Source organism: Burkholderia sp. Ax-1719 (assembly GCF_011753055.1).
Lineage (GTDB): Bacteria > Pseudomonadota > Gammaproteobacteria > Burkholderiales > Burkholderiaceae > Paraburkholderia.
Genome location: NZ_VWWJ01000001.1, coordinates 144,031 through 157,869 on the forward strand (window position 1 = coordinate 144,031; position 13,839 = coordinate 157,869).

Sequence of the window (13,839 nt, forward strand, 5' to 3'; positions counted from 1 at the left end):
TAAAGGAAAGCACCATGAATGCCCGCGAATCGATCACTGTCGACGTTGTCGCCGTCGAGCCACTCACTCCGCTCATCAAGCGCTTCACGCTTGCGCTGCCCGACGGCGCGCCACTGCCCGCTTTCAGCGGCGGCGCCCACGTGCTGGTGTCGATGCAGGACGGCGAGCAGTGGCATCACAACGCGTATTCGCTGCTCAGCTCGCCGCATGACACGCGCCAGTATCAGATCGCCGTGCGGCGGGAAGAAGCGTCGCGGGGCGGATCGGCTTTCATGCATGAGCGCGTGCAGGTAGGCACGCGCCTGGCGATTGGCACGCCTGCGAATCTTTTTGAACTCGCCAAAGGCGCGAAAAAGCATGTGTTTATTGCGGGTGGGATTGGGATAACGCCGTTTCTTGCACAGTTGCAGGAGCATGCGGCTGGCGATCTTGATCTTGAATTGCATTACGCGTATCGCAGCGCTGAGCATGGTGCGTTTGTTGATGAGCTTGCTGCTGGTCCGCATGCTGCCAGCGTTTTTTGCTATGTCGACAGTGACGGGCAGCGGCTTGATTTGCTCAAGCTTTTCAAAGGTCTTCCAGCTGATGCGCATGTTTATGTGTGCGGTCCGCAAGGGCTCAATGATGCTGTTTATGCAAATGCCGCGCTGCTGGGCTGGCCTCGGGCGCAGTTGCATTCGGAGCAGTTTGCTGCGGGCGATACCGGTGGGAAGGCTTTTACTGTGGTGCTTGCGAAGTCGGGTATCGAGGTGGAAGTTGGTGAGGATGAGACTATTCTCAAGGCGATTGAGCGTGTGGGTGTGACGGTGGAATCGCTGTGTCGCGAAGGGGTGTGTGGGACGTGTGAGGTCGCAATTCTCGAAGGCGAGGCCGATCATCGGGATCAGTATCTGGATGATGATGAGAAGGCGGCGCAGAAGACGATTTTGTTGTGTGTTTCGCGGGCGCGGGGTGCCCGGATTGTTGTTGATCTTTGATTTTGATTTTGACTTTGGGTTTGTGTGGGTTGGCATTTCCTTGATTTCTTGTCGGTATGCAAGCGTTGCCCCTGTGCGGGGCGGCACCTACTTTCTTTGCCGCGGCAAAGAAAGATAGGCAAAGAAAGCCGCTCACACCGCCAATGTGACGCCGTCCACCACTCGCCCACCAACAGAGTGGTGACTGGGCATTGCTCGCACCACTAGCCGTAAAACAGAGTGACAAAGGACTCATACATCCCGTTGCCCGCTGCGCTCGCAACGGTTGGGTATGCGAGGTAAGTCGCAAACCTTCGGTTTGCGTTATGCCCCACGGGGCGCAGAGCGCCCCCGGATGTGCGGGCGTTTCCACTCTGTTGTTGGGCGCGTGGTGCGCGCGCTGCCCGGGCGCCACTCCGCAATAAGGCGGTAGGCGTACCGCGAAGCACTGGCGGTTTAAGCGGCTTTCTTTTCCCCCCTTTTCTTTGCCGCTGCAAAGAAAAGGGGGGGCCGCCCCGCACAGGGGCAACGCTAATAGACCACCACGCTCACAAGTAAACGCGCCACCGCCCAAAGGCCACCCCTCACTCAATCCGCTAAACTACCACCTCAACCCGCCAATTCCGCGCAGCGCCCCTTAAAAACCGCGGCGCCCAGCCGCCCACCCGCGCGACACGTCACAGAGGGAAATGGATGTCCGAGGATACGTTCGCGTTCCGTCTCAAGGTTCTACTCGAGCACAAGAAGCTGAGTCTTCAGCAAGTGGCCGACGCCGTCGGCATTTCGCGTCCCGCCGTGCACAAGTGGACACGCGGCGGCGAAATCGACTATTCGAATCTGCGCCGCCTCGCGGCTTTTCTCGACGTGAACTGGGTCTGGCTGCGTTACGGCGATGAAGCCGTGCGCGATCTCGGCATCGCAGGCACCACCGAGCTGCCCATGACCGATCTGCGCCGGCGCTATACCGCCGAAATCATGTCGAACGAGGCCCGCATGAAGCAGGCCCAGGAGTCGGCCGGTATCGTCACCTGGGAATGGAATCTCGTCACCGACGAACTGATCTATTCGAGCAACTGCGAAAAGCTCTACGGCCGCGAACTGCGCAGCAACGACGAATTCTGGGAAATCCTTCATCCCGAAGACGCGATCTGGCTGACGCCCGACGCGCTCAAAGACGTGGTCGCCAGCAAGGCGCCGCGGGTATGGGACTTCCGCATCATCCTGCCCGATGGGCAGATCCGCTGGATCGAATCTCGCGTCGCAACGCTGCTCGACGATGCGGGCCGCCCGGTGCGCGTGGTCGGTACCACTATCGACATCAGCGCGCGCAAGGAAGCGGAATCCGCGCAGTCAGGTCGCCTGCAACTGCTCAACGACGCCGCACGCATCGCGGGCGTAGGCGCGTGGCGCTGGCTGCGCGCGCAGGACGCGTTGATCGTCACGGATGAATGGTGCCGGTTGTTCGGCATCGATCTGCGGCACTCGCCGCGCCATTATGTCGAGCTATCGCAGCATATTCACCCCGACGATCGCGCTGCCCGCGAGGCGGCGGTGAATGACGCGCTGATACGGCGAGCCGATTATCGGGTGCTGTATCGTGCGTCGCTGCCCGACGATACGTGGCGGCTCATAGTCGAGCAGGGTCAGGCGCGCGTGGCTCCGCATGGCGAGGATGTCTGGCTCACCGCGCTGTGCCGCGCCGCCCAGCCGGCGGACATGCAGAATTTTGCCCAGCCCGTTGCGGAAGACGGCGCACCCGACAATAAGTAAGGGCGCGGTCGTTTTTCGTCCGTCGTGTCATGCCTCGCGCGCATTGACCCGCACCATCGCGTCCACCGCGGCCGCCACATCCGGATCCAGTTGCGGCCAGCGGTCGAACTGCACCTCGACAACCGGACGTGCGCGCAGTTGACGCACCGCCGCCGCTCCACCAGCCGCTTCCGGCGGCGCCTTGCCATAGCGATAAACCAGCGTGCGACGCGGCGCGACCACCTCCGCCACGTGCACGATGCCCGCGTCCATCCACGTCCGCAGTAGCGCGCGCACGTTGCGAACATCGGCCCGCGCGGCCACCGCCAGCTCCGACGTCGTACCGCTCACGCCGCCCTGCATCGCCTCGATCAGGCGCTGCTCCCACTCCCCCTTCTCACGCATCCCTCACTCCCCGGTCATGCACGCAAAGGATCAACGCTAACCCGGCCGGGCGCGGCTCCATCCTGAAATACGGGCGCTTGCGCTCTTCAGCACGGGAAGCAGGATCAACGCGACACCATGCAAAAACGGCAGGAAGCGCGGCGGTGAAGCCGCGCGTCCTGCCGTCCGGGACTGCGTCGAAAGATGTGCGCTGCGCCAGGCTTAGAGCGCGAGCGCGACCGCCTGCCCCACGTCGCCCGTCTTCGCCGCGCCGCCCATATCCGGCGTGCGCGGGCCTTCCACCAGCACCTTTTCGATCGCCTGCATGATCGCATCGTGTGCGGCCTTGAACTGCGCATCGCCGTTGCCGAGGAAGTCGAGCATCATCGCGCCCGACCAGATCATCGCGATCGGGTTAGCAATCGCCTTGCCGAAGATATCGGGCGCGGAGCCATGCACCGGTTCGAACAGCGACGGGAACGTGCGCTCCGGGTTCAGGTTCGCCGATGCCGCCAGGCCGATCGTGCCGGTACACGCCGGGCCCAGATCCGAAAGAATGTCGCCGAAAAGATTCGACGCCACCACCACGTCGAAGCGGTCCGGCTGCAGCACGAAGCGCGCGCACAGGATGTCGATGTGCTGCTTGTCCCACTTCACGTCCGGGTAGGCCTCGGCCATCGCGGCAACGCGTTCGTCCCAGTACGGCATGCTGATCGAGATGCCGTTCGACTTGGTGGCCGCCGTGAGCTTCTTGCGGCCACGCTGGTTGGCCAGTTCGAATGCGTACTTGAGGATGCGGTCCACGCCCTGGCGCGTGAACACCGATTCCTGCAGCACGAATTCACGATCCGTGCCTTCGAACATCTTGCCGCCCACCGAGCTGTACTCGCCTTCGGTGTTCTCGCGCACCACGAAGAAGTCGATGTCGCCGGGCTTGCGGTTGGCGAGCGGGCACGGCACGCCAGGCAGCAGACGCACCGGACGCAGGTTCACGTACTGGTCGAATTCGCGGCGGAACTTGAGCAGCGAGCCCCACAGCGAGATGTGATCGGGCACCTTGTCCGGCCAGCCGACCGCGCCGAAGTAGATCGCATCGAAGCCCTTGAGCGTGGCGAACCAGTCGTCCGGCATCATCTTGCCGTGTTCGAGGTAGTAGTCGCAGCTGGCCCAGTCGAAGTGCGTGAATTCGATCGACAGGCCGAATTTCGCGGCCGCCGCTTCTACCACGCGCACGCCCTCGGGCATCACTTCCTGGCCGATGCCGTCGCCTGCGATCGCCGCGATGCGGTAGGTCTTGCTCATGTCTCGTTCTCCGTTGCTGTGTTCTTTACCTGATCCGGCGCGCCCCACTGGCGCGCTTCGATAGCTGCAAGCATGCCTCAGTTGAGGCGGGAACATTAGCCCCCGAGGCGTGGAGACATTAAACACGATTCGTGAACAAAACGGGATCGAGCGCCGCGCAGCAAAGTGTGCGATACAGTGCGATATTCCACGCAACGTATTTCACCAATCGACTTCAATCCCTGCACGGCATTGAATCGCGCTCATCTATGTCACGCGCCGGCCTATCCGAACTCACCGCCTTCGTCGAAATCGCCAAAACCCGCAGCTTTCGCGCGGCGGCGCGCACGCTCGACGTCTCGCCGTCCGCGCTGAGCCACGCCATGCGCGCGCTGGAAGCACGCCTGCAGGTGCGGCTGTTCAATCGCACGACGCGCTCCGTCGCGCTCACCGAGGCGGGCGAGCAGTTCCTTCAGCGCGTCGGCCCCGCGCTCGCCGATCTCGACGATGCCGTTCACGCCCTGACCTCGGCCGCCAGCCGGCCGTCCGGGTCGATCCGCATCAGCGCGTCCGAATCGGCGTCGCGGCCGCTCGTGCGCCATGTGTTGCCCGACTTCCTGCGCGCCTATCCCGACATCCGCGTGGAATTCGTCGTCGATACGCGCATGGTCGATATCGTCGCGAATGGTTTCGATGCCGGCATCCGCGTGATGCAGGACGTGCCGCGCGATATGGTGGCGATCCGCTTCGGGCCGGATCTGCGCTTCGTGGCCGTGGCTTCGCCCCGCTATCTCGCGGAGCATCCCGAGCCGAAGGCGCCGCACGATCTGCTCGCGCACCGCTGTATCCGCTTCCGGTTCGAAAGCGGCGCGATCTATCACTGGGATCTGGAGCATCGCGGCAAGAGCGCGAGCATCGATGTCGACGGCCCGCTCACGCTCGGCAATCTGAATCTGATGGTCGAGGCGGCGCTGGCGGGCATCGGCATAGCGTGGGTGCCCGAGGATCAGGTGAGCGAGCACGTGCGGGCGGGCCGGCTCGTCACGGTGCTGCCGCAGTGGAGCCCTTCGATGACGGGCCTGTGCCTCTACTATCCCGCGAACCGGCACCCGCCCACGGCGCTGCGTCTCTTTGCGAACGCGGTGCGCGAGTGGGCCGAGCGTGATTTGCCGCCGCCCGTGGCGCACGCTGCGCGAAAAGCGCCGGTCACATCACGCGCGAAAGCGGCCAAGGCAGCAAAACCCACTTAAACCGCCATCTCCAGCAACGCCCGCGTAGCCGCCGCGCGGTCGTAGGCGCGTGTGGCGATCACCACCTCGCTGAAGCCGTTCGCCATCGCCAGCGGCTTGAATACCGCGTCCTCCACGTCGAAGCGCGCGAGCGTGCGCGGCACCAGCCCCACGCCCAGACCGGCTGCCGCAAAGCGCATCACGCCCACCGAATCCGTCGTGCGCAACACGCTCGCGGGTTCGAACCCCGCCTCCAGGCACAGCTCCATCACGCGATGCCCAAGGCCCACGCCTGGCGGATCGTCGACCAGGATCAGGCGATCGTCCGCCACCTCGCGCAACGTCACCCGCTTCCTACCCGCCAGCCGATGATCGCGCGCAAGCACCAGGTCGAGCGGCGTGCGCGAAAACGGCGTGATGCGGATCGAGCCCGGCAACGCGCCTGGCGGCGAGCGCAGAAACGCCACATCGATGCGTTCGTCCGCCAGCGCGCTCATCTGCTCCTGCACCGAGACGCTGCGCAACTCCAGTTCGACTTCGGGCCGCGCCTGGGTGAAGCGCTTGAGCAGCGCGGGCAGTTCCGGCTCCAGCACGATCGAATTCGCGTAGGCGATGCAGAGCTTGCCCAGTTCGCCGCGGCTGGCGCGCCGCCCCGCCAGCACGGCGGTTTCGGCCTGCGCAAGCGCCGCGCGCGCGTGGTCGAGGAATACCGTTCCCGCCGTAGTCAGCTCGATACCGCGCCGCACGCGATGGAACACCTTGAAGCCCAGTTGCGTTTCCAGCGCCTTGATCTGCTGCGTCACGGCGGGTTGAGCGATGCCCAGACGCTCGGCGGTATGGCCGAAATGCAGTTCCTCCGCGGCGATCACGAAGGTGCGGAAGTGGCGAAAGTCCATCGTCGGCCTCAATCGAAAGATAAGATAATCTTATCAAAAACGTGGCTTTCGATTTATTGATTCAATCGGTCGTAGAGGGTCAAATAGAGTCCATCAGTCACCCAGATGGACGCTCCACCATGCATCAAGACATCGATTCCGCAGCACAAGACTCCGCAGCACACCGTCCCCACGCTCCCGTCAACGATCTGCGCTCCGCGCTCGCGCGTCTGGAAAGCGCACCGGGCCAGCTCATCGAAACCGATCACGAAGTCGATCCGCACGCGCAGCTCGCAGGCGTCTACAAGCGCATCGGCGCGGGCGGCACCGTGGAGCGTCCCACGCGCCTGGGCCCGGCGATGATCTTCAACACCATCAAGGGCTATCCGCATAGCCGCGTACTGGTGGGCCTGATGGCCAGCCGCAAGCGCGTGGGCATGCTGCTCGATGCGCCCTCGCGCCGCCTCACGCAGCGCATGGCTGACGCCGTGCGCAACGCCATCGCTCCGGTCACCGTGGCGCGCGAAGCCGCGCCCTGCCAGGAGACCGTACATCTCGCCAGCGATCCGGATTTCGATCTGCGCAAGCTGATCCCCGCGCCGACCAACACCACCAGCGACGCCGGCCCGTTCCTGTGCCTGGGCCTCGTGCTCGGTAGCGACCCCGACACCGGCCACGCCGATGTCACGATTCACCGCCTGTGCGTGCAAAGCCGCGACGAACTCTCGATCTTCTTCGCGCCGGGCCGCCACATCGACGCCTTCCGCCAGAAAGCCGAAGCGCGCGGCGAAGCGCTGCCCGTGTCGATCAACATGGGGCTCGATCCGGCGATCCATATCGGCGCGTGTTTCGAAGCGCCCACCACGCCGCTGGGCTTCGACGAGCTGTCGATTGCCGGCGGCCTGCGCGGCACGCCGGTCGAGCTGGTCGATTGCGTGAGCGTCGCGCAGAAGTCGATTGCGCGCGCCGAGATCGTGATCGAAGGCGAAATCCTGCCGAACGTGCGCGTGGTCGAGGACCAGAACACGAACACGGGCCACGCCATGCCGGAATTCCCCGGCTATAACGGCCCGGCCAACCCGTCGCTGCCCGTCATCAAGGTCAAGGCCGTGACGATGCGCCACGGCGCGATCATGCAAACGCTGGTCGGCCCCGGCGAAGAACACACCAATCTCGCGGGCATTCCCACCGAAGCGAGCATCTACAACGCGGTGGAAGCGGCCATGCCGGGCTTCGTGAGCCAGGTCTACGCGCACACGGCCGGCGGCGGCAAGCTGCTGGCGATCCTGCAGGTCAACAAGCGCAACGCCTTCGACGACGGCCGCGCGCGTCAGGCCGCGATCATCGCGCTGGGCGTGTATTCGGAACTCAAGCACGTGATCCTCGTGGACGAAGACGTCGATCCCTTCGATAGCGACGACGTCCTCTGGGCCATGACCACGCGCTACCAGGGCGACGTATCGACGATGCTGCTGCCCAAGGTCAACGGCCACGTGCTCGATCCCTCGCAGACGCCCGAGTTCAACCCGGCGCTGCCCGCACGCGGCGTGACCTGCAAGACGGTGTTCGACTGCACGGCGCCGTTCCATCTGCGCGGCGAGTTCGAGCGCGCGAAGTTCATGGACGTCGATCCGCGCCCCTGGGCGCCCACCCTGTTTGCCGATCAGGAGGATGAAGATCATGAGTAAGCGCGCACTCAATGGCCGCAAGCGCCTGATCGTGGGCGTGACGGGCGCGACGGGTTTTGTCTACGCGGAACGCACGCTGCGCCTGCTGCGCGAAATGGGCGTGGAAACGCACCTGGTGATGTCGCGCGCGGCGGAACTCACGCGCGAATACGAATCGCCGCTCTCGCGCGACGAGGTGCACGCACTCGCCGATCACGTCCATGCGATCGCCGATGTGGGCGCGTCGATCTCATCGGGATCGTTCCGCACGCTCGGCATGCTGGTGGTGCCGTGCTCGATGCGCACGGTCGGCGAGATCGCCTCGGGCGTCACCAGCACGCTGCTCACGCGCGCCGCCGACGTGGTGCTCAAGGAACGTCTGCCGCTCGTGCTGATGGTGCGCGAGACGCCGCTGAACCTCATCCACCTGCGCAATATGACGACGGTGACCGAGGCAGGCGCGGTGGTGTTCCCGCCGGTGCCCGCCTTCTATGCGAAGCCGCAAAGCCTCGAAGAAATGGTCGATCATTCGGTGAGCCGCGCGCTCGACCAGTTCGGGCTGGATACCGAGCGTATCGAAGCGTGGCGCGACATGCAGCACGTACGCGCGGCCTGAGCCTTTGCGCTCGCGCGATCACGTTCCCAGCATCGCGGGCGTGATCGCCACCGTCTCGCCCGTGCGCGCGGCGCGCGTAGCGGCCTCGGCGCATGCGAGGGCCGCCACGCCGTCGGCCAGCGTCACGGGCATGCGCGCGCCCGATGCGAACGCCTCGACGAACGCCGTCCATTCGTCCGCATAGGCGCGCATATAGCGCTCCAGAAAGAAGTACACCGGCTTCGCTGTGACCGTGCCTTCGGGCGTCACCTTTTCCAGCGTGTTTTCCAGCACATTCTTCGCGCTCAGCAAGCCTTGCGAGCCCAGCAGTTCGACGCGCTGATCGTAACCGTAGCCCGCGCGGCGCGAATTCTTGATGACGGCGATGCGGCCGTCACGCCATCTGAGCGTTGCCACTGCCGTATCCACATCCCCCGCAGCGCCGATTTGCGCATCGACGATCGCCGACCCCGTCGCAATCACCGTGGCCGGCGCGCCGCCCATGATCCAGCAAGCCATATCGAAGTCGTGAATCATCATGTCGCGGAACAGCCCGCCCGAGCCGCCGATATAGGCCAGCGGCGGCGGCGCGGGATCGAACGACGTGATCGACAGCAATTCGGCGCGGCCGATTTCACCGCGATCCAGCGCCGCCTTCAGCGCACGAAACTGCGCGTCGAAGCGGCGATTGAAGCCGATCATCACCGGCTTGCGCGTCGCCGCTACGGCGGCCTGGCATTGCAGCGCACGTTCGAGCGAAAGATCCACCGGCTTTTCGCAGAGCACGGCCTTGTCCGCTGCGGTCGCCCGTTCGATCAGGTTCGCGTGCGTGTCCGTCGATGTGGCAATCAGCACGGCATCGATTGAACGATCGTCGAAAATCTCGTCAATCGTGCGCACCGTCGCGCCATATTGTGCGGCGAGCTTGTGCGCGGCTTCGGTCACGGCGTCGGCAATGGCGACGAGTTTGCAGTCCGGATGCGCGGCAATCGCGCGCGCATGCACTTGTCCAATACGGCCCGCGCCCAGCAGAGCGATCTTGTGCATATCAGTCCCTTTTGATTTTGATCCGGTTTGGTCGGTGTGGCTTCAATCAGAGCGCGAACGCTGCGCGAAAACGCTGCAGCGCCAGTTCATCGTCGCCGCTGGCCCACGCTTCCAGGCCGATCGTGCCGCGATAACCCGCCTGCGCCAGCGCGCGTGCGATCGCCGGATAGTGAATCTCGCCCGTGCCCGGTTCGCAGCGCCCCGGCACATCGGCCACCTGGATTTCGCCGATAAACGGCAACGCACGCCGCAGCAGCTCGATCAGATTGCCCTCGCCGATCTGCGCGTGATAGAGATCGAGATTCAGACGCAGATGCGGGCTGTCGATTGCGCTCACCAGTGCGAGCGTGTCCGCCGCCTTCGCGAACGGCACGCCGGGGTGATCGACTTCCGTATTCAGATTCTCCAGGCAGAACACCACGCCCGCGCGGCGGCCCAGATCAGCGATGCGTTGCAGCGTTCGCTGCGCCGCCAGCCACATTGCGCCCGTTACGACAGGTGTCGGCTTGACCGGCAGGCCTTCGCCATTCAGTCCGGTCCCATGCAGATTCAGGCGTGGGCAATTCAATTGCCTGGCTATCCCAATCGATTGCTCGGCGGTCTCCAGCAATCTTTGTGCGCCCTGCGCGGTGATGAGATCGCCTTCGATATACCCCGTCATCGACGAGAAGGTCGCGCCGGTGGCCTGCAACGCGGCGATGTCGTGCCGGGTCCAGTCCCAGATCTCCACCTGGAAGCCCAGCGCGGCGATCTTGCTGACGCGCTCGATAAACGGAAGCTGGCGAAACACCATTTCGGCGCAAACGGCGAGTTGGAACATCGGTTGTCTCCTGGTTGGCTCTCGATGAAGGATTTCAGCGGTACTGTCCAGCGTATTTCTCGACCAGCGCCACGTTCTCGCGCGTCACGAAACTCGGGCCGGTAGATACGCCCGTCGGCGAAAAGCGCGGTGCGAGACCGTAGGTGCGCAAGCGCTGCTGGAACTGCGGGTTTGCCTTGAGTGCGGCGACGGCGCGGCTCACGTCACGCGTGTTGTCCCGCTTCATGATCGCCAGCAGCGCGACAGGGATATAGCCTTGCAAATAAGGCTGCTGGTCGATGGCGAAGGCCACCGTGCCCGCCTCGATGGCGCGATCGACTTCAGGCGTCATGTCGAAGGTCGCGAAAAAGATTTTCGAAGTCAGCCCGAGCTTGCGGATCGCCCGCAGCGCGGGAACCGCCGAGGTTGGGCCGAGCGCCAGCACGGCCTGCGTGTCGGGTCGCTTATGCAGCGCGGCGAAGACGCGATTCTCCACTTCGGTGGGATCATTGCCGCTGTCGAGCGTCGAGCTTTTGAAATCCGCGCCTATCGCTTCTGCGAAGCCACGGCAGCGCTCGAACGAAGACGGATTGGTCGCGTTGTTGTTCACGCACAGAAAGTTCTTCACGCCCACGGCTTTCGCGCGCTCGCCCGCTTCCTTGCCCGCCTCGTATTCGGGCTGACCGACGTGCAGCAATGCGCCCAGCGCCGTGTTTTGCTGCGCGGTGCCGGAATTAAGTGTGATGACCGGAATACCTTTCGCCACCAGCGACCTGACCGGCCGCTGCACGATATCGAAATCGGCGATGGTCGTAGCCACGCCGTCGTAGTTGCGGGCAGCGGCCTGATCGAGCAGATGAACCATATCGGCGAGATCGCCATCGGGCGGGTTGCGGTAGTCGACCGTGACGCCAAAATCCTTTTGCGCATCGCCGATGCCGTTCTTGACGACGTTCCAGAACGGATCGGCGTCCGGCGCGTGCGAGATGACGACGAAGCGGGCGTTAGCGTCGGCCGCCTGAGTCGCGACGGAAGCGCTCAAGCCAAACGCCGCAAGCGACGCGGCGCAAATGAAGCGTGAAAGGGAGGAAAACGTTCGCATGGTTGTCTCCTGATGCTTTGCCGGCTCTCGTCCGGAGCCTGATTTGCATCCTATGACGCCCTCGACGCAACGCCCCGCCTGGAAATGTCCATTCTGGTTATTTCCCGTCGTATCATGGACTTATACGAACAAGAAGGAGACCTTGAATGCACGCACGCGACCGGCTCGCGGCCGTGGCTGTCATCGAACGAATGGCAGAGATTCTGCGCAGCGAATTAGGCGACGACGCGCAAGCGCTCTGGCCGGTGCTCGGCGCGCTGTTGCGCCAGTATCTGAACGACAAGCCCACCACCATTACGGCGCTCGCCGATCTTTCGGGCCTGCCGCGCACCAGCGCGCGGCGCATCGTATTCGACCTCAAGGCGCGCGGGTTGCTGGTGTTCCGTGCGGTATCGGAAAGCGGCAGCCGCGAGGTGGTGGTGCCCGCCGCCGCCTTGCTCGACCGCCTCGACCGCATCACGGAACAGACGATCCGGCTCGTAATGGGCGCCAGCGATAGCGGCGGCCATTCCGTCGACACATTCGATCGTTTCAACGCGGAGCGTTATGCCGAACCACCCGGCATTGCCTGGCCGCGCCCCGCGTCGCAAGGCTTCGACGGCGCGATCGAACTCACGCTTGTCGCCTACGAAGATCCCGTCTTCGACATCCTCAAGCGCAATCGCGCAGACATCGAACGCTTCGTGGGACATCGCCTGAAAATCCTCACCTATCCTCAGGATGCCTATTTATCGGCCTTGAACCATGCGTTGAAGACGCCGGCGCACACGCCCATGCTGGTGGCGATCCCGTTCCCGTGGCTCGCCGAATTCAGCGCCGATGGCCATTTGCGCGAACTTCAGGATCTGCAGGCCGCCAGCACGCTTTCCGGCGCAGACTTCTACGACGCCGTCTGGCAAGCGGGCTGGGTCAACCGGCAGCTCTACGCCATCCCCTTGCAGCCGACAGTGGACTTCCTCTGGTATCGCCAGGATCTGTTCGAGGCGGAAGGACTCGCGCCGCCCGCCACCTTCGACGACGTGATTCGCTGCGCCGAACGACTGCAACGCCCGAGTCGCGAACGCGCGGGCATCAGCTGGAACGCAGCGCCGGGACTGCCGCTCGCCGAATCCTTTTTGCAGATTCTCGGCGCGCAAGGCGGCCTGCGTATCGACGACGGCATTCCTCAGGTGGATACGGAACACGGCAGGCTGGTGGTCGACTATCTGCGTGCGCTGGTGCCGTGGTCGTCGCCGCAATTGCGCGCCTCGCACTGGACGCGCAATGCGCAGCTATTCGGCGCGGGCAAGGCGGCCATGTGCTACCACTGGTCGAACCGCTTCGGCATGCTCGACAGCCACGCCTTGCTGCAAAAGGGCGGCCGGGTCGGTTTGCAACTGCATCCCACCTTCGCGGCGGGCGTGACGCCGCTGTCACCGCTTGGCGGGGCATCACTGGCGATTCCCTCGCGCCTCGCCGACGCAAGCGCACAAACAGCGTGGCGCGCGATCGAAACGCTCACCTCGCCCGAGTTGATGAAGTATTTCGTGCTCCACGGCGCGGCGGGCAGCGCACTGCATGCGGTAGCGGAAGATCGCTATGTGCGGCAACGCAACCGCGTGATTGCGGAAATCGACCGGCTCGCGAGGAACCGCCAGATCCGCACCTGCCCATTTCCTGCGATAGCGGGTTACCAGCGCGTGACGCAACAACTGAGCGATCACCTCACGCCCCTGATCTTCGACGGCGCGACGGACATACGCCGACGGCTCGGCAGGCTGCAAAGTGCGCTCGCGAGAGCGCATGCGAAGCGCAAATAGCGGACTGATGCGCTTTCGCCTTTCCACGCGCTTTCAATCATCCGGATTCCCGCTATATGGCGCGTTTTCACAACGCTATGTGCGGCGCGCGGTTGACGCTGTGCGCACACGCCCCTACCCTTGCGCGCTGATGGTTCCCCGGGAGGGGATCAAAAGGGAACGCAGTGAGGCGCATGCGCCGGCAAATCTGCGGCTGCCCCCGCAACTGTGAACGGCGAGTTCGTGCCGCATGCGCCACTGGGAACCCGCCTCGGGAACCCGGGAAGGCCGGCATGGACGACGACCCGCGAGCCAGGAGACCTGCCATCGACCGAGGTCCAAGCAGCCGCAACGGGCGGGGTGTCCCGATGCGCAAG

At 64.3% G+C, this 13,839-nt stretch carries 12 protein-coding genes and 1 riboswitch; of the genes, 6 read left to right on the forward strand and 6 right to left on the reverse strand.

Annotated features, from left to right (window positions below; genetic code table 11):
* Window positions 1–14: 14 nt before the first annotated feature.
* A complete protein-coding gene (locus tag F3J17_RS00630; protein WP_167052808.1) occupies window positions 15–977 on the forward strand; it encodes a PDR/VanB family oxidoreductase in 963 nt (320 codons plus the stop codon).
* Window positions 978–1,649: 672 nt separating this feature from the next.
* Entirely contained in the window at window positions 1,650–2,726 is a 1,077-nt protein-coding gene (locus tag F3J17_RS00635) for a PAS domain-containing protein (protein ID WP_167052809.1), read from the forward strand.
* Between the two features lie 27 nt (window positions 2,727–2,753).
* Here F3J17_RS00635 and F3J17_RS00640 read toward each other — a convergent pair whose 3' ends face one another.
* Together F3J17_RS00640 and F3J17_RS00645 are read right to left on the reverse strand one after the other, a co-directional pair.
* Entirely contained in the window at window positions 2,754–3,110 is a 357-nt protein-coding gene (locus F3J17_RS00640) for a hypothetical protein (RefSeq protein WP_167052811.1), read from the reverse strand.
* Window positions 3,111–3,311: 201 nt separating this feature from the next.
* On the reverse strand, window positions 3,312–4,391 hold the full coding sequence (locus tag F3J17_RS00645) for a tartrate dehydrogenase (RefSeq protein ID WP_167052813.1): 1,080 nt from the start codon (window positions 4,389–4,391) through the stop codon (window positions 3,312–3,314).
* A 248-nt stretch (window positions 4,392–4,639) separates the two neighbouring features.
* Between F3J17_RS00645 and F3J17_RS00650 the strand changes: the two genes are divergently transcribed.
* Entirely contained in the window at window positions 4,640–5,620 is a 981-nt protein-coding gene (locus tag F3J17_RS00650; RefSeq protein WP_167052815.1) for a LysR family transcriptional regulator, read from the forward strand.
* Here F3J17_RS00650 and F3J17_RS00655 read toward each other — a convergent pair.
* Window positions 5,617–6,495, reverse strand: a complete 879-nt coding sequence (locus F3J17_RS00655; protein ID WP_167052817.1) for a LysR substrate-binding domain-containing protein — start codon at window positions 6,493–6,495, stop codon at window positions 5,617–5,619. The two genes, F3J17_RS00650 and F3J17_RS00655, sit on opposite strands and share 4 nt — an antisense overlap.
* A 119-nt stretch (window positions 6,496–6,614) precedes the next feature.
* Here F3J17_RS00655 and F3J17_RS00660 point away from each other — a divergent pair, with 119 nt between their 5' ends.
* Entirely contained in the window at window positions 6,615–8,162 is a 1,548-nt protein-coding gene (locus F3J17_RS00660) for a UbiD family decarboxylase (RefSeq protein WP_167052818.1), read from the forward strand.
* Window positions 8,155–8,757 carry a UbiX family flavin prenyltransferase gene (locus F3J17_RS00665; protein ID WP_167052820.1) on the forward strand — a complete coding sequence of 201 codons (603 nt, stop codon included), beginning with the start codon at window positions 8,155–8,157 and terminating at the stop codon, window positions 8,755–8,757. Before F3J17_RS00660 ends, F3J17_RS00665 begins: the two co-directional genes overlap by 8 nt.
* Window positions 8,758–8,775: 18 nt before the next feature.
* On the opposite strand, the gene iolG is transcribed toward F3J17_RS00665, so the two are convergent.
* Genes iolG through F3J17_RS00680 form a run of 3 tightly spaced genes read right to left on the reverse strand, consistent with a single transcriptional unit; the run spans window position 8,776 to window position 11,684 of the window.
* A complete protein-coding gene (gene iolG / locus F3J17_RS00670) occupies window positions 8,776–9,783 on the reverse strand; it encodes an inositol 2-dehydrogenase (protein ID WP_167052822.1) in 1,008 nt (335 codons plus the stop codon).
* A gap of 46 nt (window positions 9,784–9,829) precedes the next feature.
* Window positions 9,830–10,603 (reverse strand): TIM barrel protein, encoded by a 774-nt coding sequence (locus F3J17_RS00675; protein ID WP_167052824.1) that lies wholly within the window; start codon window positions 10,601–10,603, stop codon window positions 9,830–9,832.
* Between the two features lie 34 nt (window positions 10,604–10,637).
* Entirely contained in the window at window positions 10,638–11,684 is a 1,047-nt protein-coding gene (locus F3J17_RS00680; RefSeq protein ID WP_167052826.1) for a sugar ABC transporter substrate-binding protein, read from the reverse strand.
* Between the two features lie 146 nt (window positions 11,685–11,830).
* On the opposite strand from F3J17_RS00680, the gene F3J17_RS00685 reads away from it, so the two are divergent.
* Window positions 11,831–13,483 carry an extracellular solute-binding protein gene (locus F3J17_RS00685; protein WP_167052828.1) on the forward strand — a complete coding sequence of 551 codons (1,653 nt, stop codon included), beginning with the start codon at window positions 11,831–11,833 and terminating at the stop codon, window positions 13,481–13,483.
* Between the two features lie 114 nt (window positions 13,484–13,597).
* Window positions 13,598–13,806, forward strand: a riboswitch (cobalamin riboswitch).
* Window positions 13,807–13,839: the final 33 nt, after the last annotated feature.